We start from the raw sequence: 20766 nt of genomic DNA, 5'->3' as shown, positions 1-20766 counted from the left end.
TGATCTAGGTTGAAGTCTATGTTCTCAGCCTCTGATCTTGCCCAGACGATCCCGCTGTTCCCGCTGCCTGGCGCGCTGTTGCTGCCACGCGGGCGCTTGCCTTTGCATATTTTCGAGCCGCGGTATCTGGCGATGCTGGATGACGCGCTGAAGGATTCGGGGCGTCTGATCGGGATGGTGCAACCGCAGCCCGGCGACGAAAACACGCTGCATCAGATCGGATGCGCAGGAAGGGTTACCGCGTTTTCCGAAACCGAGGATCGCCGCTATATGATCACCCTTACGGGCGTGTCTCGGTTCCGTATTCAGCGCCAGATCGAGGGGTTCACACCCTATATCCGCGCTGAAGTCGACTGGAACGGGTTCGAGCCTGACCTGGGCGCGGTGGAAAAGGACGCCGATTTTAAACGCGCGGCGTTCTTTGATCTGTTGGGGAGGTACTTTGAGCACAAAGAACTCTCGACCGATTGGGACAGCCTGAAAGAGGCCGAGGGCGAGATGTTGATCAATGCGCTGGCCATGTTGTGCCCGTTTGATCCCGAAGACAAACAGGCGCTGCTTGAGGCCCCAACCCTGCAAGACCGGCGAGAAGTGCTGGTTACGCTAATGGAATTCGCCCTGTTGGGCGGCAATAATGAAGAGACGATGCAATGAGTGATAACACCAAAGTCGACCGCAAGATGCTCGAAGCGCTGGTGTGCCCGGTCACCCACGCGGTGCTGAGCTATGATGCCGAAAAGCAGGAATTGGTGTCAAAAGCCGCGCATCTGGCTTTTCCGATCCGTAACGGGATTCCGATCATGCTGGTCGATGAGGCCCGCAAGCTGGATTAAAGCGGCTGGCCCTTCATGAGCTTCGGCAGCTCGCCGTTCAGGCCTGCGGCCTCGCGGATGAACCGTCGGCGTGCGCCCGGCAAGGCATTGACCAAACCAAGCCCCAGATCGCGCACCCCGCGCAGCAGCGGATTGTCGTTTGAAAAAATCTTGTTCACGCCATCCATGCCCAGCGCCAGCGTCGTTGCATCCCAACGCCGCCAGGTTTGATAGCGTTCCAGCACGTCAATTGCGCCGATCTCTTCGCCACGACGGGTGGCATTGATCAGCACTTCGGCCAAAGCCCCCACATCGCGCATTCCAAGGTTCAGGCCTTGCCCGGCAATCGGGTGCACGCCGTGCGCCGCATCACCCACCAGCGCGATACGCGGCGCGACGAACTCATTCGCCAGCGTCAGGTTCAGCGGATAGGTAAAGCGCGCACCAGTAAGGTGGATGTCGCCCAGAAAATCGCCGAAAACGGGGCGCAGGGCCTCCATGTAGGCGTCGTCGTCAAGCGCAGCGATCTGTTCGGCGCGGGCGCGCTCTTCGCTCCAGACAATAGAACACTTGTTGTCGGGCAAGGGCAGGATCGCCAACGGACCGCCGGGCATAAAGAACTGATGCGCAATGCCGTTGTGGGGCTTTTCGTGGCCCACTGCGCAGACCAACGCGGTTTGGCCATAGTCCCAGCCGCTGCGCTTGATCTTGGCGCGTTCGGCGACGCCGGATTTACGGCCATCGCACCCGGCGATCAGCTTGGCGGTCAGGGTTTTGCCCGACCCAAGCGTGACCGTGACGCCAGCCGAAGTCACCTCCTGCGCGACGACAGTCTCGCCGTGCAACTGTGTAATGGCGCTTTCCGCATCCAGCGCGTCGGCCAGAGCGCGGCTCAGAAACCGGTCCTCGACCATGAACCCCATTGGGCCTTCTTCAATCTCGGCATGATCGAATTCAAGCACAAACGGCGACGGGCCGCGCTCGGCGTCGCCATCTGTGACTTTGATCTCCAGGATCGGCTGGGCATTGTCAGCCACACGCGGCCAGACGTTCAGCGCCGCCAGCAGTTTTTGCGACGCCAACGCCAGCGCATAGCCGCGCCCATCGAAGCCTTCGTTGCCGCGCGCGCCTTTGGGCTGCGCGTCGACCACCGTCACTGAAAGGCCGCCTTGGGCCAGTGCCAGTGCCAATGCCGGGCCATTCAGCCCACCGCCTACAATCACAACATCGGAATCATGTTTCATACTGCTCAATATGCGTGCCGATGCGGGATTGTCCATGCGCCTTGCTGCCGCTACCGTGCTGGCAATTTACAGGAGGGCGCGATGGGCGACGCATGGCTGACACAGAGTGCCGCCGATCTCGGGCGCGGGATCGGGGCAGGCAAGATCGACCCGGTTGCCCTGACTGAGGCGTTTTTAGGTGCAATAGAGACACATTCCAGCGCAAACCGCATTTATGCCCGCACCACACCGACCCGCGCAATCAACGAGGCCCTTGCCGCCCGTGCCCGTGCTGCAACGGGCAATCGGTTGGGCCCTTTGGATGGGGTGCCTGTATCGTGGAAAGACCTGTTTGATACGGCAGGTACAGCGACCGAGGCGGGGTCGGCGCTGTTGCAGGGGCGTGTGCCGCGCCGGGATGCACGTGTTTTGCGCCATGCAAGTGCGGCAGGTTTGGTCTGTCTGGGTAAAACCCACATGTCGGAACTGGCCTTTTCCGGGCTTGGCCTTAACCCGATCACCGCTTCGCCGCCCTGCGTCAACGATCCGGCCGCGGTTTCGGGCGGGTCTTCCTCGGGGGCGGCTGCATCGGTGGCGTTCAACCTTGCGCCGGTTGCAGTGGGCTCGGATACCGGCGGATCGGTGCGTATCCCGTCAGCCTGGAACGATCTGGTGGGGCTTAAGACGACCTCAGGAAGGCTGTCTTTGGCCGGAACAGTGCCACTTTGCGAGAGTTTTGACACGGTTGGGCCGATGGCGCGCACGGTCGAGGATGCCGCGCTGATGCTGGGAGCGCTCGAAGGCACAAAGGCGCCTGATCTGCGCGGTGCGTCGCTTCGCGGGGCGCGGTTCCTGGTGTGCCGCTCCGTTGCGATGCAGGATTTGCGCGCCGCGCCACGTGATGGGTTCGAAAGCGCGGTGGTGCGCCTGCAGAACGCAGGGGCTTTGGTGGATCGTCGGGAAATCCCGGTGGTGGCCGATGCAATGGACCTGTCAGCGATATTGTTCACGACCGAGGCCTACGCGACATGGCGGGACACGATCGAGGCCGCGCCAGACAAAATGTACCCCGAGATTCTGGCGCGGTTCCGCTCGGGCGCGGATCACAAAGGCGCGGACTTTGTTGCGGCTTGGCAAAAGCTACGCCGCCTGCGCCGCGAATTTGGACGGGCGACCGCGGGGTATGATGCGGTGATCTTGCCCACGGCGCCGATTCTACCCCCCAATCATGATCGTCTGCTGTCGGATCATGACTATTACATCACCGAGAACCTGCTGGCGTTGCGCAACACCCGGATTGGCAACCTGATGGGCGGGGCCGCGCTGACGCTCCCAACGGGGGTGCCCTCCACCGGCATCATGTTCCTGACCCCGCCACATAGTGAAGAACGTCTGTTGCGCCTGGGGGCTGCCGCCGAACGAGCACTGGCCTAAATCCCACGCAAAGGTCGAAAATTTCAGGCTTATTCTGGACCAAACCCTGTGTTGCGGGTATTCTAGCTTTCAAACGGGGCGCAATGACCCCGACCCTGAGGCAGAAAAGTTTGGTCCCATGACCTATCCGGAGCGGTTTTCGAACCTTCCAGAATATGCATTTCCGCGTTTGCGGACGCTTCTCGACGCACATGCGCCGGGCGGTGACGTGATTCATATGACCATCGGCGAGCCAAAACATGCGTTCCCGGACTGGATCACGGATATCATCGTCGAAAACGCGGAGGGTTTCGCGAATTACCCTCCGAATGAAGGTGCGCCCGAGCTGCGCATGGCGATCAGCGATTGGATCAAGCGCCGGTACGGTGCCTCGATGGACCCGGAAACGCAGATCATGGCGCTGAACGGGACGCGAGAAGGGCTGTACAATGCCGTGATGGCACTTTGCCCTGAAAAGGTGCGCGGCCAGACACCTATCGTGCTGACACCCAACCCGTTTTATCAGGTCTATGCCGTGGCAGCGCTGTCCATTGGTGCGGAGCCCTATTTTGTAGCCGCGACGCCTGAAAACGGGTTCTTGCCCAACTATGATGAGCTCCCGCCCGAGGTTTTGAACCGCGTGGCAGCAGCCTATATTTGCTCACCGTCGAACCCGCAGGGGTCGGTCGCGACGGCAGAGTATTGGCGCCGGTTGATCACCTTGGCCGAAAAGTACGATTTCGTGATCTTCGCGGACGAGTGTTATTCCGAGATTTATCGCCACGCCCCGCCTGTTGGCGCGATTGAGGTCGCGCAGGAAATGGGTGCAGACCCCGAACGTCTGGTGATTTTCCATTCGCTGTCAAAACGGTCGAACATGCCGGGGCTGCGCTCGGGTTTTGTGGCCACTGGCCCTGAAAACATGCGTCGGATGCGCCAGCTGCGCTCCTATGCCGGATCGCCATTGCCGCTGCCTTTGCAACGTGTGGCGCAAAAGGTCTGGGCGGATGAAGAGCACGTGATCGAAAACCGCGCCCTCTATGCTGAAAAATTCGAAATCGCCGATGAGATTCTGGCTGATGTACCGGGCTACACTTCGCCTGAGGCCGGTTTCTTTCTGTGGCTGCCTATAAACGACGGCGAAGAAGCCACTTTGAAACTGTGGACACAGACCGGCGTGCGGGTACTGCCCGGTGCCTATCTGGCGCGGGACGTGGATGGGTTGAACCCTGGAAAAGGGTTTATTCGGGTCGCTTTGGTGGCCCCAAAAGAAGAAATGCAGCGCGGGCTGATCACGCTTCGCGACTGTCTTTACAGGTAAGGGTTCAGGCATGGCATCGTATCAGATGAAACAACGCGATCCGCTTTTTGACACCAACATGCAGGCAGCGATTACCCGACGTGGGCATGAATTGTTGGGCATCGGTTTGCTGGTGCTCGGGGTGTTGGTGGCGATGATGCTTGGCTCTTATGTGCCGGATGATCCCAGCTGGCTCGTGGCCACGGATGAACCCGCTCAGAACTGGTTAGGTCGACCCGGGGCACTGATTGCTTCGCCCCTGATTGTGATCATGGGTCTGGGCGCTTGGGGTCTGGCCGTGGTTTTGGCGGCATGGGGTTTGCGTTTTGTATTGCATCGGGGTGAAGAGCGGTGCGTGGGGCGTATCGTCTTTGCCCCGATCGCGATTGCGATGATCGCGATTTATGCCGCCACCCTGACGCCGGGCAGTGACTGGCTGGCGGATTATGGGCTTGGCGGACGGTTTGGGGATACCGTGCTGGGGGCTGTGCTGAACATCGTGCCCGTTTCAACCGTGTTCGGGCTGAAACTGATTGCCTTTGCGACGTTCTTTGTGGCCATTGCGCTGACTTTCTTTGTGACCGGGTTTGATCGTCGGGAAATGGGCCAGTTGGGCCGTTTCCTGCTGGTTGGGCTGATCATGGCATATGCGCAGCTTATGGTTCTGATGGGCCGCGGGGCGAGCGGCGCGGTGCAGGGCGTGCGCCAAATGCAGGCGCGCCAACAGACCCGCAAGGAAGAGGCCAATGTGGCGCAGGCCGCCCACGTGCGCGAACCTTTGGTGCATCGGGCCGAAGCCCCTGTGGCAGAAGAGCCGATTATCGAAGAACCCCGCCCCTCAATTTTGTCGCGCATGCCATCCTTGCTGAACCGCACGCCTGAGCCCGAGCTGATCGAGCCGACTTTGCCAGAAAACGCGCTTGAGGCCGATGCCCCGACAGACGAACGGATCAAAGCCCGCATCGCGGATGTCGTGCGCAACCGGGCCCGCACACCTGCGCCGGGATTTTCCGGCCGGGCCGAACCGCCTTTGCAGGCCAATGTGGGGCCGGAACCCGAAGCTTCAGCGATTGCCGCTGCCATCGCCAAGCGTCGCGGACCAGATCCCCTGATCGCAGCTAAGCAAGAGCCGCGTATGGCGCCGCCGCCCCAACCGTTGGATGCGGAACCCGAAGTGTTGGAACTGTCCCCCGATCAGGAAATTGCTCCGTTGATCGACGAAGAACCGCCGCAGGCCCCAAAGCCGATGTTCCAACATCGCTCGGTGGTGCAGCATTCAAAAGCAAAGAAAATTCTGCAGCCCTCGCGGCGTGCACAGCAAGAGGCCCAGCCCGCGCTGCAGTTCGAAGAAACTCCGCAGGTTTATGAAAACCCGCCGCTTTCCCTGCTGACCAACCACGTCAGCATCGAGCGCCACCATCTGTCGGATGAGGCGTTGGAGGAAAACGCGCGGATGCTTGAAACCGTTCTGGATGACTATGGCATCAAGGGCGAGATCGTCAGCGTCCGCCCCGGCCCCGTGGTCACGATGTATGAATTGGAACCGGCCCCCGGCCTGAAAGCCAGCCGTGTCATCGGCTTGGCTGATGATATCGCACGCTCCATGTCGGCGCTGTCGGCGCGTGTTTCGACCGTGCCGGGCCGCAGTGTGATCGGGATCGAACTGCCCAATGCCAACCGTGAAAAGGTTGTTCTGCGCGAGATCCTTGCATCCAGCGCTTTCGGTGACAACAACATGCGCCTGCCGCTGGCTTTGGGCAAAGACATTGGCGGTGATCCGATTGTCGCGAACCTTGCCAAGATGCCTCACTTGTTGATTGCGGGTACGACCGGTTCGGGTAAGTCGGTGGCGATCAACACGATGATCCTGTCGTTGTTGTATCGTCTGACACCCGAGGAATGCCGGGTGATCATGATCGACCCGAAAATGCTGGAATTGTCAGTGTATGACGGCATTCCCCATCTGCTGTCCCCGGTTGTGACTGACCCGAAAAAGGCGGTTGTTGCCCTGAAGTGGGTCGTCGGCGAGATGGAAGAGCGCTATCGCAAGATGTCCAAGATGGGCGTGCGCAACATCGAGGGTTATAACGGCCGTGTGCGCGATGCCATCGCAAAGGGGGAAATGTTCAGCCGCACCGTTCAGACCGGCTTTGACGAGGATACCGGCGAGCCGATTTTCGAAACCGAAGAGTTCGCCCCCGAAGCGATCCCCTATATCGTGGTGATCGTCGATGAAATGGCCGACCTGATGATGGTGGCGGGCAAGGAAATCGAGGCCTGTATCCAGCGTTTGGCGCAGATGGCACGGGCCTCGGGTATCCACTTGATTATGGCGACACAGCGCCCCTCGGTCGACGTCATCACCGGTACGATCAAGGCCAACTTCCCCACCCGGATTTCGTTCCAGGTCACCAGCAAAATCGACAGCCGCACCATTCTGGGCGAACAGGGTGCTGAGCAGCTGTTGGGCATGGGCGACATGCTGTACATGGCTGGCGGCGCTAAGATCACCCGCGTCCACGGCCCGTTCGTCAGTGACGAAGAGGTCGAAGAAATCGTGAACTATCTCAAGGCTTTTGGCCCGCCGGAATACATGAGCGGTGTGGTCGACGGCCCCGACAGCGAGAAAGAGAGCGACATCGACGCCGTGCTGGGCCTTGGCGGCAACACCGATGCCGAAGATGCGCTTTATGACACCGCCGTCGCGATTGTTCTGAAGGACCGCAAGTGTTCCACCAGCTACATTCAACGCAAGCTGGCGATTGGCTATAACAAGGCCGCGCGTCTGGTCGAGCAGATGGAAGAAAACCACGTTGTCAGCCCGGCTAACCATGTCGGTAAACGTGAAATTCTTGTGCCCGAGCAGTAATCCGCCGCTCACACCCTCGTGATGCAGGGGCGGGTTTTATCGGCCCTGCAAAGCCATAGGTTAAAAGTATGAAACAGATTCGTACCGCAGTTCTGGCGCTTGCCGCCAGTGTTCTGACCGCCGTGCCGGCCTTGGCTGACAAAATCCCTTTGTCGCAGATTTCGAGCTATTTCAACGGGTTTAAAACGGCGCAGGCCGATTTCACCCAGATCAACGCGGATGGCACAATCTCGACGGGGACGCTTTTCATCAAGCGACCTGGCCGCGTGCGGTTTGAGTATAATCCGCCTGAAAACGCGTTGGTTTTGGCCAGTGGTGGGCAGCTTGCAATCTATGATCCCAAGTCGAACCAGCCACCAGAGCAATACCCGCTGCGCCGCACACCGCTGAACCTTATCCTGGCCAAGAATGTTGATCTGAACCGCGCCAAGATGGTTGTGGGTCACACATCGGATGACACGTCGACCACCGTCGTCGCGCAAGACCCCGAACATCCTGAATATGGCGCGATCAGCTTGGTCTTTACCGACAGTCCCGTGCAGTTGCGCCAGTGGATCATCACCGATGACGCCGGGGGCGCTACGACCGTTGTGCTGGGCGATCTCGAGATGGGGAACGACTATGGGCCCAGTCTCTTCAGCATTGTCCGAGAGACTGAGCGCCGCGTAGGTCGTGATGATTAACGGCAGCGTCTAAGCTGCTGTTCATAGGTGTTGGCGCGGGCCGCCACCGAATTGGCCACATCAATCAGCCACCCCTTGGATTTATACGAACCACGCGCATAGCCGGTCTGGCCTTCGTGATAGGCCAGATACTGATTGCGCGCATCCCGCTTGGAAATGCCAAGGCGGTCGGTGGTGTTGTTCATGTACCAACCCATGAAATCTGTGGCGTCCGCGATGTCGTCGCGATCAGCACCGCGGTTGCCGGTGGAACTGCGATACTCATCCCAGGTGCCGTCCAGCGCCTGCGCATACCCAAACGCCGAACTTTGCCGCCCCATGGGGATCACGCCCAGCAAGAACCTGTACGGCGTACGGGCGTCGCCATCGAACTTACTTTCCTGATAGATCGTCGCCATTTGCACATGCACCGGAACACCCCACTTGCGCTCCGTCTTTTTCATGGCGCGCAAATATTTAGGGCGCTGATCCACAATGGAACACGCGTTGTCCAAGTTGCGCGGTGGCGAAGAACTACTTCCACCACAGCCGGTCAGTGCGACCAGGCCCACAAATGTTGCGACGCGAAGAAACCTGCTCATCTGCCTCACTCGCTATGTTTTGGTTTTTTTCAAGGATACGCCAAAGCCGGGCGCGGAGCAAACCTCAGCGAAGGCAGATCAGATCAAAAATGCGAGTGTAAGAGGAATCGTGCCGACGGATATCAGGGTAGAGATCACCACCAGACCCGCGACGGCATCTGAATCCGCACCGTACTTCTCGGCCAAAAGATAGGATGTGACGGGAACCGGGGTGGCAATCTGTACCACCAGCACGGCAAAGGCTTCGGCCGGAAGGTTCATGGCACGCCCTACGCCCCAGGCTGCTCCGGTACAGACAGCCAGCTTGACGATGGATATCCAAACAGCTTTGCCCACATGGTTGGGTTTTAGCCTGGCAACGGCGACGCCAAGTGTAATCAGCATCATCGGGATCGCCATTTGACCGATCAATTCCAGTGAATTGGTTAACGCGCTCGGCGTGCTCCAGCCCTGTGACAAGAACAGCCCGCCCAAAATGGTGGCACCGACCAAGGGCTCTTTGATGACCTTCAGCAAAGAACCGCCGCCCGATACCAACCAAACACCAACAGAAAACGACAGCACTGCCATCACGGCAAACACGACAACCGCATATGACAAACCGGCCTGACCAAATGCGAACAAGGCCAAGGGCAGACCCATATTCCCGGTGTTGCCAAAGATCAGCGGGTTCAAATAGGTGCGCACGTTCAGTTTTGCCAATCGGCACAGCCCGAAAAATATAACCGCAACAATGGCATAGGCGGAGAATGCCGCCAGTGTAAGAGCCGTCAGCGCGTTCGGGTCAATCTGCGCTTTCATCAAGGCGACGAACACCAGACACGGCACCGCCAGTGTCATGGCAAAGCGTGTGATGAACTCTATGCGATACTCAAAACCCAGCTTGACCCAGGCAAACCCAACAGCGGCCAATGCGAAAACCGGCGTGACGATTTCAAGCACTGTAAGGACAAGGTTCACAGACTGTTTCCTGAATTCTGGGCCGCCGCGCATGGACAAATCCCCTGCGCAGGCATTACTAACGATAGCGTAGGGGTTGCAACAATATGCTTAAGACGAACGCGAAATACCATCTTGGCCAAGTGCTGCAGCATCGCAAACATCCGTTTCGCGGCGTGGTGTTTGATGTGGATGCGATGTTTTCGAACACCGATGAATGGTATGATGCCATCCCCGAAGATAGCCGCCCAGCCAAGGACCAGCCTTTTTACCATCTGCTGGCCGAGAATGATCAGAGCTATTACGTCGCCTATGTCTCGGAACAGAATCTGATGCCGGATGAAACTGGCAAACCGGTTGAACATCCCGATCTGGAAGACCTGTTTGGCGAGTTTGAAGATGGCCATTATCCGCTTCAGTTTCAGCTGAATTAATAGCCCAACGCGCAGCCATCCTTGCGTGGGTCTGAGGCTCCAATCAAAACTCCATTATCATCGTCGATCCAGATGGCCTGCGCGCCGCCAATCGGGGTGCGCGGGGTCGTAACATCGTGCCCCATAGCGGCCAATTCGGCGCGCACGCTGTCGGCATAGCCACGTTCCAGCTGTAGGGCGCCATCGTTGGCAAAACTGCGCGGGGCATCAAGGGCAGCTTGAAGCTCCATGTCATAGTCCACCAGATTCGTCAGAACGCGCGCGTGACCGTTGGGTTGGTAAGGCCCCCCCATGACCCCGAACGGCATCACCACGCGACCTTCGCGTTTCAACATGGCGGGAATGATGGTGTGCATCGGGCGCTTGCCGCCGCCGGCTTCGTTCGGGTGGCCTTCTTGTAATGAGAACCCGGCGCCACGGTTCTGGAAGTTAATCCCAAACTTCGAGGAGGCCAGCCCCGACCCGAACCCGTGAAAGACCGAATAGATCATTGAAACCGCCATACGGTCGCGATCGACGACTGTCAGGTATATGGTCTCCCGGTGAACCTCTTCGCTGATTTTCGTCGCGTTTGGCATGGCGCGGGCCGGGTCGATTAGCGCCGCCAGTCTTGCGGCGGTATCCGGGCTAAGCATGTGATCCAGCCGCGACATGTGGTCTGCGTCGCTCAAGAATCTGTTGCGGGTGTCATAGGCCAGCTTTGCGGCCTCGGCTTCCAAATGGACGCGCTGGGCGCCCAGCGGGTTCAGCGCCGCCAAGTCGAAATTGGCCAGAATGTTCGCCATCAAAATCGCCGTCGCACCCTGACCGTTTGGCGGGTGTTCGACAAGCTCTACGCCTTTGTACGTGCCGCTGATTGGGGTGACGTAGTCGCATTTGGTAGCGGCGAAATCTTCCAGCGTGTGCACACCATCCATAGCGCGCAAAGAGGTGACCATGTCTTCGGCCACCTCGCCCTCGTAAAATCCGGCCCGCCCATGTTCACAGATCTGACGCAGCACCTGTGCCTGTTGCGGGGCGCGGAAGATTTGGCCGGGTTTGGGCGCTTGCCCATTCAGCAAATAGAAATCCCGCGCTGACCCTTGCAGGGTTTGGGCGTCTTCGGCCCAGTCAAAGGCGGTACGCGGCGCCACTGGGACACCCTGTTCGGCGTAATGGATGGCGGGGGCAAGTGCAGCTTTCAGTCCGATCCGGCCCCAGTCTTTGGACAGCTGGCAAAAGGCATCAACTGCGCCGGGAATGGTGACAGCTTCGGGCGCGTGGATGGGGACGGTCGCATGCCCTTGTGCCCGCATCTTGGCAGCCGACAGCCCAGCAGGCGCACGACCCGATCCATTCAGCGCCACGACATCTTCTTTGCCTGCGGGTTTGATGAGCACAAAACAGTCACCGCCAAGCCCGGTCATTTGAGGCTCGCAAATTCCAAGCAGAACGGCGGCGGCGATGGCCGCGTCGGCGGCATTTCCGCCAGCCTCAAGCATCTGAACAGCAACCTTCGCCGCAAGAGGATGTGACGTTGCACAGAGGCCGTTTTGAGCAAATACCGTGGACCGCCCGGGCAGGTGAAAATCGCGCATGAGATGTCCTTTCTGTTGCCAGATAGGTTAGGCGCGTTCCTGCGGGACTTGCAATCTGAAAGAAGGGAAGATGCCTCGGCGCCGCGTTCTGGGTGGGGGCAAGTTACACGGCGCCGAGGGAAGCTATATGCAGCTACCCGAACGTTATCTCAGGGGATTCGGGCGCCGGTGCGGAGCAATTGCGGCGTCTTTGCGGCGCGCGCGATGGATCACCCTCCGTTGCCAAGGGTCAACGACAGGCTTAACCGATTGGTTGCACCTTCGCGGTGATAGCTGATGTCCTGGGTAAGCTGCTGGATCAAAAACCAGCCAAATCCGCCTTCGGCAAGTTCCCTGGGGTCGGGGCTTTCAATTGTCGATTGGAGCTTGGGATACAGGCTCTTGGGCATGGCGCGGCCTTCATCAGCGATCATCAAAAGCAATTCTTGCCCTTGTTGAACGACGGTTACCTCTACGTCGCCTACAGCGTCTTCGCCATAGCTGTGTTCCGAAATGTTGTTCAGCGCCTCTGCCAGCACTATTTCGGCGTTTCCGCGATCTGGCTCCTCGACGCCGCAACGCTGTAGCCAGCGGTCTATCTGTTTGATCGCCCCGCGCACGCCAAGCGGCGCGCTGGAAAAACGGACTGTCAAGCCATCACCGCTTGTGTCGGTCTGTGGTACCTGTTCCATCTGCATGCGTCTGCTCCCCTTCACGCGGCGTCGACTCCTGACTTGAAGGCTTGTGAAAGATCATCATGGATCGTGAAGACCGTATCCATTCGGGTCAGGCGGAACACCTTGGCCACAGTCGGGGAAAGGCCGGCGAGTTCAAGTTTCCGGTTTGGCCCCAGTTGCTTCATCGCTGCGACAACCGCACCCAGCCCGCTGCTGTCCAGAAAGTCGATCCGGGACATATCCATGACCACGCGTTGATGCGGGGTCGCGGTGACCTCGCGCATTGTGTCCTTGAACTGGATAGCCACAGCGGCGTCCACCCGTTCGTCCAGAACCGAGACCAGCAACGCACCGTCGCGTTCTTCGGACTTGAGTTCCATTCAATTCTCCTTTGCCAGCTTGGCTAAAGGCTAGGACGCAATCCTTACCATTCGGTATCCATTTGTCAGATTCGCACCTGGGCCCATTTCAGGTGAAAGGCTTGGCTTTGGCGCGCCTGTCCGCATAGTTTCGCGGTGAACAAAGGATCCGATTCATGGACACGCTGAATTACCAGACCCTGTTAACAACCATTCTTGCCCTAACCGAAAGCGAGACGGATGAAATTGCCCTGATGGCGACGGTGGCCTGCGAGCTTCACCATGCTGACGATCGGTTCGACTGGACCGGGTTTTACCGCGTGACAGAGCCTGAGCTGCTGAAAATCGGGCCTTATCAGGGCGGGCATGGTTGCTTGATGATCCCGTTTTCACGCGGGGTTTGCGGGGCGGCGGCGCGGACCGGGCAGGTGCAACTGGTCGATGATGTAGAGGCGTTCCCCGGACACATTGCCTGCGCCAGCTCCACCCGTTCCGAGATTGTTTTACCCGTAAAGAACCGGGCCGGCGATCTGCTGGGCGTCCTTGATATCGACAGCAATCAGCCAGCGGCGTTTACCCCGGCTGACGCGGCAGGTTTAGAGACAATTTTGAGCCGGGTGTTTGGTCAGCTGTAAGCAATGAAAAGCAGGGCCGCACCCAGAATCACCCGATAGATCACGTAGGGCGTAAAGCTGACAGAGCGTAACAGGCGCATCATCAGGGTCAGCGCCAGCAAGGCAGATGCAAAAGCAAACAGAGCGGCAATCGCTCCGTCACGGGCGGCCTGCGCATCGGCAGTCATCGCCACCTCGGCCCCCAGCAACACCCCCGAAGCGATGATTGTGGGAATGGACATCAGCATTGCAAGTTTCGCGGCGCCTTCGCGCCCATATCCAAGCGCGCGCGCACCGGTGATCGTAATGCCCGAGCGCGACGTCCCCGGGATCAGCGCAATGGCCTGCCACAGACCCATGATAATAGCATGCTTCAGCGACCAATCCGGCGCAGTCAAAGTGTCCGCACCTTTTTGGTCGAACCAGTAAAGCACCAGACCAAAGCCAAGCATGGTCCAGCCGATCACGGCTATTGAGCGCAGCATGTCATCCAGACCGGTGACTTTGAGGAACAATCCAAAGATTACGACGGGGATGGTTGCGATGATCAGCAAAAAGGCCAGTTTTGCGCCCGGCGTATCCATCTTTCCGCGTATCAGCCGTCCGAGCCCAAAGAATGCCTGCATCACGTCGGTGCGAAAGTAGAGGATGACCGCCAGCAGCGTGCCCACATGAACGGCCACATCTATCACCTGACCTTGGTCCTCATGCCCGCTCAGCGCCGGCAAAAGAATCAGGTGACCTGACGAAGAGATCGGCAAAAACTCGGTTACACCCTGAATTATCGCAACAATCAGAAGATAATATAGCGACATGGCCCCTCGCACGCGGAAAATTTCCGCAATCCTAGCGGTTTGATTTCAAAAGAAAAGCTGGAAAATAGGTCAGCATAAGTTATATACTTTTTCCGCAGCGCGGCGATTTTGGCGTGATTTTTCCCACCTTACGGGCTAAATAGGTCAGCACAAATGACTTTTATTTTGAATCATTCCTCCGTAATACACGCCCTGACCAAGTTTGAGAGAGCTAGCGATGACCAAAGAGCCAATGCTTCAGTTCGTGGACGTGCAGCGTTCGATGCCCCAAAAGCGGGAGGCCGACGCGCGCAACAAGGATTTCCACGAAATCTATGCTGAATACGCGGATGAAAAAGCAAAAGAGCAATCCTCGCGGTGTAGCCAATGTGGCGTGCCCTATTGCCAGGCCCATTGTCCGCTGCACAACAACATCCCGGACTGGCTGCGTTTGACTGCCACAGGGCGGTTGCAGGAAGCCTATGAGATCAGCCAATCCACCAATACCTTCCCGGAAATCTGTGGCCGCATCTGCCCGCAGGACCGTCTGTGCGAAGGCAACTGTGTGATCGAACAGTCCGGCCATGGCACTGTGACGATTGGTTCGGTCGAGAAATATATTACCGACACGGCTTGGGAAGAAGGCTGGGTGAAGCCTGTTGTTCCCAGCGTCGAGCGTGAAGAAAGCGTTGGCATCATCGGGGCTGGCCCCGGCGGTCTGGCCGCGGCCGACCGTCTGCGTCGCGCCGGTGTTCAGGTCACGGTGTATGACCGCTATGACCGCGCTGGTGGCCTGCTGACCTATGGCATCCCCGGTTTCAAACTGGAAAAAGACGTGGTCATGCGCCGCATCGAACAGCTGGAAAAGTCGGGCGTATCGTTCGTTCTGAACTGCAACGTCGGCGAAGACATCAGCTTTGACGATATGCGCGCCAAACACGATAAGCTTTTGATCGCGACCGGTGTTTACAAGACCCGCGACCTTCAGGGGCCCGGCTCGGGTGCTGATGGTATCGTGCGGGCGATTGACTACCTGACGTGTTCAAACAAGCTGAGCTTTGGCGACACGGTGCCCGAGTTTGAAAGCGGCGAGTTGAGTGCCGAGGGCAAGAAGGTGGTCGTGATCGGCGGCGGGGATACCGCGATGGACTGTGTCCGTACCGCGATCCGTCAGGGCGCTGAAAGCGTGAAATGCCTGTATCGCCGCGACCGCGCCAACATGCCCGGTTCACAGCGCGAAGTGCAAAACGCCGAGGAAGAAGGCGTGGAGTTCGTCTGGCTGGCCGCGCCCAAGGCGTTTAGCGGTGAACCTGTTTCGGGCGTGATGGTGCAAAAGATGCGTCTGGGCCTGCCTGATGCTTCGGGCCGTCAGTCGCCGGAGGTGATCGAAGGCGCGGATTACGTCGAGGAGGCCGATCTGGTCATCAAAGCGCTGGGCTTTGAACCCGAAGACATCCCGACCCTTTGGAACAAGCCCGAACTGGAAGTGACCCGTTGGGGCACCATCAAGGCCGATTTCCGCACCCACGAGACCAACCTTGAAGGTGTCTATGCGGTGGGGGACATCGTGCGCGGTGCCAGCCTGGTTGTCTGGGCGATCCGTGACGGGCGCGAAGCCGCCGACGCGATTGTCGAGAAGCTGAACGCCACCGCGAAAGTGGCCGCCGAGTAAGCCAAAACCCGGCATGCACAAGTGATGCACATCCTATGCACAATTTATGCATACGGTGTGCAGCCACCACGCCGGGCAGGAAAGTGAATAGGGCAGCCTTGCTGCCAGAAACGAAGAGCTGATTGAATGAACCTGACGCCTATGCCCTTTGCCCACTCGCAGCGCCCTTTGGCGTGCGGCGTGGCGTTGGCGGCGATTTCGGCTCTTGCCCATGCATCCCAGGCCGGCGGGCACGCCCCGCGCCCAGGCCCTGTTTAAAGGAGAGAACCCATGACCAAGTATGATGAACAGTGGGTGGCACAGGAACAGGCGAAACGCGCCTATATGGCCGAGCACGGCCTGTACCGCGAAGACGATGAGCATTCGTCCTGTGGCGTTGGCCTTGTTGTCGCGGTTGACGGCAAGCCCTCGCGGAAGGTTGTTGAAAACGGCATCAACGCGCTGAAGGCGATCTGGCACCGCGGTGCTGTGGACGCTGACGGCAAGACCGGTGATGGCGCTGGTATTCACGTGCAGATCCCGGTTCCGTTCTTCTATGACCAGATCCGTCGCAACGGCCACGAGCCGGACATGGACAAGCTGATCGCTGTTGGTCAGGTATTCCTGCCGCGCACTGATTTCGGTGCACAGGAAACCTGCCGGACGATCGTGGAATCCGAAGTTCTGCGCATGGGCTATTACATTTATGGCTGGCGTCATGTGCCGGTCGACACTTCGTGCCTGGGTGATAAGGCGAACGCGACCCGCCCTGAGATTGAGCAGATCATTATCTCGAACTCGAAGGGTGTCGATGAAGAGACCTTTGAGCGCGAACTGTATGTGATCCGCCGCCGCATCGAAAAAGCCGCTGCCGCCGCTGGAATCAGCGAGCTGTACCTGTGCTCGCTGTCGTGCCGCTCGATCATCTACAAAGGCATGATGCTGGCCGAGCAGGTCGCCGAGTTTTACCCGGACCTGAAGGACGAGCGCTTTGAATCGACCTTCGCGATTTATCACCAGCGCTATTCGACCAACACGTTCCCGCAGTGGTGGCTGGCGCAGCCTTTCCGCATGTTGGCCCATAACGGTGAAATCAACACGCTGAAGGGCAACCTGAACTGGATGAAGAGCCACGAGATTCGCATGGCGAGCTCGTTCTTTGGGGACCTGGCCGAGGATATCAAACCGATCGTTGCCGGTGGCGCGTCGGACTCGGCTGCGTTGGATTCGGTGTTCGAGGTTTTGGTGCGTGCTGGCCGTTCGGCCCCCATGGCCAAGACCATGCTGGTGCCGGAATCGTGGTCTAAGCAGGCGGTTGAGCTGCCCGAGGCTTGGCGCGACATGTACAGCTATTGCAACTCGGTCATGGAGCCGTGGGACGGCCCCGCCGCTTTGGCCATGACCGACGGTCGCTGGGTCTGTGCCGGTCTGGACCGCAACGGTCTGCGCCCGATGCGTTACGTGGTGACGGGTGACGGTATGCTAATTGCTGGCTCGGAAGCGGGCATGGTGCCGATTGACGAAGCCACTGTTGTCGAAAAAGGCGCGCTTGGCCCGGGGCAGATCATCGCCGTGGACACCGCCGAGGGCAAATTGTTCCACGACACCGAAATCAAAGACAAGCTGGCCGCCAGCCAACCGTTCGGCGAATGGGTCGGCAAAATCCACGAGCTGGACGATCAGCTGGCCGCTGTGACCGAAGCCCCGATGTTCAAGGGCGAAGAGCTGCGCCAGCGTCAGATCGCTGCGGGTTTCAGCATCGAAGAGGTCGAGCAGATTCTGCTGCCGATGGCGGATGATGGCAAAGAGGCGATTGCCTCGATGGGGGATGACACGCCGTCGGCTGTGCTGTCGAAAAAGTACCGCCCGCTGAGCCACTTCTTCCGTCAGAACTTCAGTCAGGTCACCAACCCGCCGATCGACAGCCTACGTGAATATCGCGTGATGTCGTTGAAGACACGGTTCGGCAATCTGAAAAACGTGCTGGACGAAGATGGCAGCCAGACCGAAATTCTGGTTCTGGAAAGCCCGTTCGTGGGCAATGCACAGTTCGATGAGATGGTCAGCGCGTTCAAATCGCCGATGACCGAAATCGACTGTACGTTCCCGGCTGGCTCCGATGACAATGCCCTGCGTGAAGCGCTGGCGCGTATCCGGGCCGAGGCCGAGGATGCGGTGCGTTCAGGCGCGGGCCATCTTGTTTTGACCGATCAGTATCAAGACGCCGACAAGGTTGCGATGCCGATGATCCTGGCCACCAGCGCCGTGCATTCGTGGCTGACACGCAAGGGGCTGCGGACTTTCTGTTCGGTGAACGTGCGGTCGGCGGAATGTATCGACCCGCATTACTTTGCCGTGCTGATCGGCTGTGGTGCGACCACGGTGAACGCCTATCTGGCCGAAGACAGCCTTGCCGACCGTATTGAGCGCGGCTTGCTGGACCTGCCGCTGACAAAGGCGGTTGCGAACTATCGCAAGGCGGTGGATCTGGGTCTGTTGAAGATCATGTCGAAGATGGGGATCTCGGTGATCTCGTCCTATCGCGGTGGTCTGAACTTCGAAGCCGTCGGGCTGAGCCGCGCCATGGTGGCGGAATATTTCCCCGGCATGCACAGCCGGATTTCCGGCATTGGTGTGCACGGCATTCAGCTGAAGCTGGAAGAGGTGCACGCCAAGGGCTTTATCGGCGCCGATCAGGTTCTGCCCATCGGGGGGTTCTACAAAGCCCGCCACAGCGGCGAAAAGCACGCTTGGGAAGCTCAGACCATGCATATGCTGCAATCGGCCTGTGACCGTGGCAGCTTTGAGATGTGGAAGCGGTACTCGGCTGCGATGCAGGCGAACCCGCCGATCCATCTGCGTGACCTGCTGGACATCAAGCCTATCGGTAAGCCGATTCCGATCGAAGAGGTCGAATCGATCACCTCGATCCGCAAGCGTTTCGTGACGCCGGGCATGTCGCTGGGGGCGCTGTCGCCCGAGGCACACAAAACCCTTAACGTCGCGATGAACCGTATCGGCGCCAAATCGGATTCGGGTGAGGGCGGCGAAGATCCGGCGCATTTCGTGCCGGAACCCAATGGTGACAACCCGTCGGCCAAGGTCAAACAGGTGGCATCAGGCCGTTTCGGCGTGACCGCCGAATATCTGAACCACTGTGAAGAGCTGGAAATCAAAGTCGCGCAGGGCGCCAAGCCCGGCGAGGGCGGTCAGCTGCCCGGTATGAAGGTCACGGACCTGATTGCGCGCCTGCGTCACTCGACCAAAGGTGTGACGCTGATTTCACCGCCGCCGCACCACGATATTTACAGTATCGAGGACTTGGCGCAGCTGATCTATGACCTCAAACAGATCAACCCGCGTTGTAAGGTGACCGTGAAACTGGTGGCATCGAGCGGCGTTGGGACGATTGCTGCGGGTGTGGCCAAGGCCAAGGCGGATATCATCCTGATCTCGGGCCACAATGGGGGCACGGGCGCGTCGCCTGCGACCTCGATCAAATATGCCGGTCTGCCATGGGAGATGGGCCTGACCGAGGCACATCAGGTTCTGGCAATGAACAAGCTGCGCGGTCGCGTGACTTTGCGGACCGATGGGGGTCTTCGCACGGGTCGTGACATCGTTATGGCCGCAATGCTGGGCGCCGAGGAATACGGTATCGGCACCGCCGCGCTGATCGCGATGGGCTGTATCATGGTGCGTCAGTGCCAGAGCAACACCTGCCCGGTTGGCGTCTGTACCCAAGACGAACGCCTGCGCGGCAAATTCACCGGCAATGCCGACAAGGTCGTGAACCTGATCACCTTCTACGCGCAGGAAGTGCGCGAGATTCTGGCCTCGATTGGCGCGCGCACTTTGGACGAGGTCATTGGCCGTGCCGATCTACTGGCGCAGGTCAGCCGTGGTTCGGCGCATCTGGATGATCTGGACCTGAACCCGCTGCTGCTGACTGTGGATGGGGCTGCGGACATCGTTTACGACCGCAACAAGCCGCGCAACGTGGTGCCCGATACGCTGGACGCCCAAATCGTGCGTGATGCGCATCGGTTCCTGGAAGACGGCGAAAAGATGCAGCTGTCTTATGCCACGCAGAACACTGACCGGACGGTTGGTACCCGCGTGTCCAGCCACATCGTGCAGAACTTCGGCATGCGCAACTCGCTGCAGCCCGATCATCTGACCGTCAAGCTGACCGGTTCGGCCGGTCAGTCGCTGGGGGCCTTTGCGGCACCAGGTCTGAAGATCGAAGTGTCGGGCGACGCCAACGACTATGTCGGTAAAGGTCTGTCGGGCGGTACTGTGGTGGTACGTCCGCCGCAGGTCAGCCCGCTGGTGGCCGCTGATAACACCATCGTGGGCAACACGGTGCTGTATGGTGCGACCGATGGTTACCTGTTTGCCTCGGGCCGCGCGGGCGAGCGTTTCGCGGTGCGGAACTCGGGCGCGAAAGTGGTGATCGAAGGTTGTGGTGCCTGTGGCTGTGAATACATGACCGGCGGTACGGCTGTCATTCTGGGCACTATCGGCGCGAACTTTGGCGCCGGTATGACCGGTGGCATGGCCTATCTGTATGACCCCGAAGGCGCGAGCGCGGACATGATGAACATGGAAACGCTGGTGACCTGCCCGGTTGCAGACCCCCATTGGGAAGAGCAGCTGAAAGGCCTGATCGAACGCCACGTGGCCGAGACCGGGTCTTTGAAAGCGGCAGACATCCTGCAGCACTGGGATCTTGAGCGCGGCAACTTTGTTCAGGTCTGCCCGAAAGAGATGCTGGACAAGCTGCCCCACCCGCTGGGCATCGAAGAGACCGCCATCCCTGCGGAGTAATCGACACATACATTGCGCAAAGGGCCGGGAC

General features: G+C 59.1%; 17 protein-coding genes. 10 read left to right on the top strand and 7 right to left on the bottom strand.

Annotation, left to right across the window (positions count from 1 at the left end; all coding sequences use genetic code 11):
* The first annotated feature begins 18 nt into the window (after positions 1-18).
* Positions 19-654 (top strand): LON peptidase substrate-binding domain-containing protein, encoded by a 636-nt coding sequence (locus tag ATO10_RS08480; protein WP_035250344.1) that lies wholly within the window; start codon positions 19-21, stop codon positions 652-654.
* Positions 651-833 carry a Trm112 family protein gene (locus ATO10_RS08475; RefSeq protein ID WP_035250341.1) on the top strand — a complete coding sequence of 61 codons (183 nt, stop codon included), beginning with the start codon at positions 651-653 and terminating at the stop codon, positions 831-833. The genes ATO10_RS08480 and ATO10_RS08475 overlap by 4 nt, the downstream gene beginning before the upstream one ends.
* On the opposite strand, the gene ATO10_RS08470 is transcribed toward ATO10_RS08475, so the two are convergent.
* On the bottom strand, positions 830-2092 hold the full coding sequence (locus tag ATO10_RS08470) for a UbiH/UbiF/VisC/COQ6 family ubiquinone biosynthesis hydroxylase (RefSeq protein ID WP_081806473.1): 1263 nt from the start codon (positions 2090-2092) through the stop codon (positions 830-832). The two genes, ATO10_RS08475 and ATO10_RS08470, sit on opposite strands and share 4 nt — an antisense overlap.
* Positions 2093-2137: 45 nt before the next feature.
* Here ATO10_RS08470 and ATO10_RS08465 point away from each other — a divergent pair, with 45 nt between their 5' ends.
* The 4 genes from ATO10_RS08465 to ATO10_RS08450 all read left to right on the top strand — a co-directional run bounded on the left by ATO10_RS08465 (position 2138) and on the right by ATO10_RS08450 (position 8300).
* A complete protein-coding gene (locus ATO10_RS08465) occupies positions 2138-3469 on the top strand; it encodes an amidase (protein ID WP_035250336.1) in 1332 nt (443 codons plus the stop codon).
* Between the two features lie 118 nt (positions 3470-3587).
* The gene (locus ATO10_RS08460) at positions 3588-4769 is read left to right on the top strand and encodes an aminotransferase class I/II-fold pyridoxal phosphate-dependent enzyme (RefSeq protein WP_035250333.1); all 1182 of its coding nucleotides are present in this window, start codon (positions 3588-3590) and stop codon (positions 4767-4769) included.
* 10 nt (positions 4770-4779) lie between these two features.
* Positions 4780-7617, top strand: coding sequence for a DNA translocase FtsK (locus ATO10_RS08455; RefSeq protein WP_035250331.1), 2838 nt, complete (start codon positions 4780-4782; stop codon positions 7615-7617).
* A 68-nt stretch (positions 7618-7685) separates the two neighbouring features.
* A complete protein-coding gene (locus ATO10_RS08450; protein ID WP_035250329.1) occupies positions 7686-8300 on the top strand; it encodes a LolA family protein in 615 nt (204 codons plus the stop codon).
* On the opposite strand, the gene ATO10_RS08445 is transcribed toward ATO10_RS08450, so the two are convergent.
* Positions 8297-8881 carry a transglycosylase SLT domain-containing protein gene (locus tag ATO10_RS08445; protein ID WP_035250326.1) on the bottom strand — a complete coding sequence of 195 codons (585 nt, stop codon included), beginning with the start codon at positions 8879-8881 and terminating at the stop codon, positions 8297-8299. The two genes, ATO10_RS08450 and ATO10_RS08445, sit on opposite strands and share 4 nt — an antisense overlap.
* A gap of 78 nt (positions 8882-8959) precedes the next feature.
* The gene (locus ATO10_RS08440) at positions 8960-9841 is read right to left on the bottom strand and encodes an AEC family transporter (RefSeq protein WP_035250481.1); all 882 of its coding nucleotides are present in this window, start codon (positions 9839-9841) and stop codon (positions 8960-8962) included.
* Between the two features lie 86 nt (positions 9842-9927).
* On the opposite strand from ATO10_RS08440, the gene hspQ reads away from it, so the two are divergent.
* A complete protein-coding gene (gene hspQ, locus ATO10_RS08435) occupies positions 9928-10254 on the top strand; it encodes a heat shock protein HspQ (protein ID WP_035250323.1) in 327 nt (108 codons plus the stop codon).
* On the opposite strand, the gene ATO10_RS08430 is transcribed toward hspQ, so the two are convergent.
* The 3 genes from ATO10_RS08430 to ATO10_RS08420 form a co-directional block, all read right to left on the bottom strand.
* The gene (locus ATO10_RS08430) at positions 10251-11831 is read right to left on the bottom strand and encodes a gamma-glutamyltransferase family protein (RefSeq protein WP_035250320.1); all 1581 of its coding nucleotides are present in this window, start codon (positions 11829-11831) and stop codon (positions 10251-10253) included. The genes hspQ and ATO10_RS08430 overlap by 4 nt on opposite strands.
* Before the next feature lie 209 nt (positions 11832-12040).
* Positions 12041-12508: an ATP-binding protein gene (locus ATO10_RS08425; RefSeq protein WP_051598040.1), complete on the bottom strand. Its 468-nt coding sequence runs from the start codon at positions 12506-12508 to the stop codon at positions 12041-12043.
* A gap of 14 nt (positions 12509-12522) precedes the next feature.
* On the bottom strand, positions 12523-12867 hold the full coding sequence (locus ATO10_RS08420; RefSeq protein WP_035250318.1) for an STAS domain-containing protein: 345 nt from the start codon (positions 12865-12867) through the stop codon (positions 12523-12525).
* A gap of 155 nt (positions 12868-13022) precedes the next feature.
* On the opposite strand from ATO10_RS08420, the gene ATO10_RS08415 reads away from it, so the two are divergent.
* A complete protein-coding gene (locus ATO10_RS08415; protein ID WP_035250316.1) occupies positions 13023-13481 on the top strand; it encodes a GAF domain-containing protein in 459 nt (152 codons plus the stop codon).
* Here the strand turns inward: ATO10_RS08415 and ATO10_RS08410 are convergent.
* Positions 13472-14275: an undecaprenyl-diphosphate phosphatase gene (locus ATO10_RS08410; RefSeq protein ID WP_035250314.1), complete on the bottom strand. Its 804-nt coding sequence runs from the start codon at positions 14273-14275 to the stop codon at positions 13472-13474. The two genes, ATO10_RS08415 and ATO10_RS08410, sit on opposite strands and share 10 nt — an antisense overlap.
* Positions 14276-14492: 217 nt before the next feature.
* Between ATO10_RS08410 and ATO10_RS08405 the strand changes: the two genes are divergently transcribed.
* Positions 14493-15926 (top strand): NAD(P)-dependent oxidoreductase, encoded by a 1434-nt coding sequence (locus tag ATO10_RS08405; RefSeq protein ID WP_035250312.1) that lies wholly within the window; start codon positions 14493-14495, stop codon positions 15924-15926.
* 270 nt (positions 15927-16196) lie between these two features.
* Positions 16197-20735 carry a glutamate synthase large subunit gene (gene gltB, locus ATO10_RS08400; RefSeq protein WP_035250310.1) on the top strand — a complete coding sequence of 1513 codons (4539 nt, stop codon included), beginning with the start codon at positions 16197-16199 and terminating at the stop codon, positions 20733-20735.
* The last annotated feature ends 31 nt before the right edge of the window (positions 20736-20766 follow it).

Origin of the sequence: Actibacterium atlanticum, assembly GCF_000671395.1 — a bacterium.
Classification (GTDB): domain Bacteria; phylum Pseudomonadota; class Alphaproteobacteria; order Rhodobacterales; family Rhodobacteraceae; genus Actibacterium_D; species Actibacterium_D atlanticum.
The sequence above is the reverse complement of the archived record's forward strand: the minus strand, read 5'-3'. Positions and strand labels throughout refer to the sequence as shown.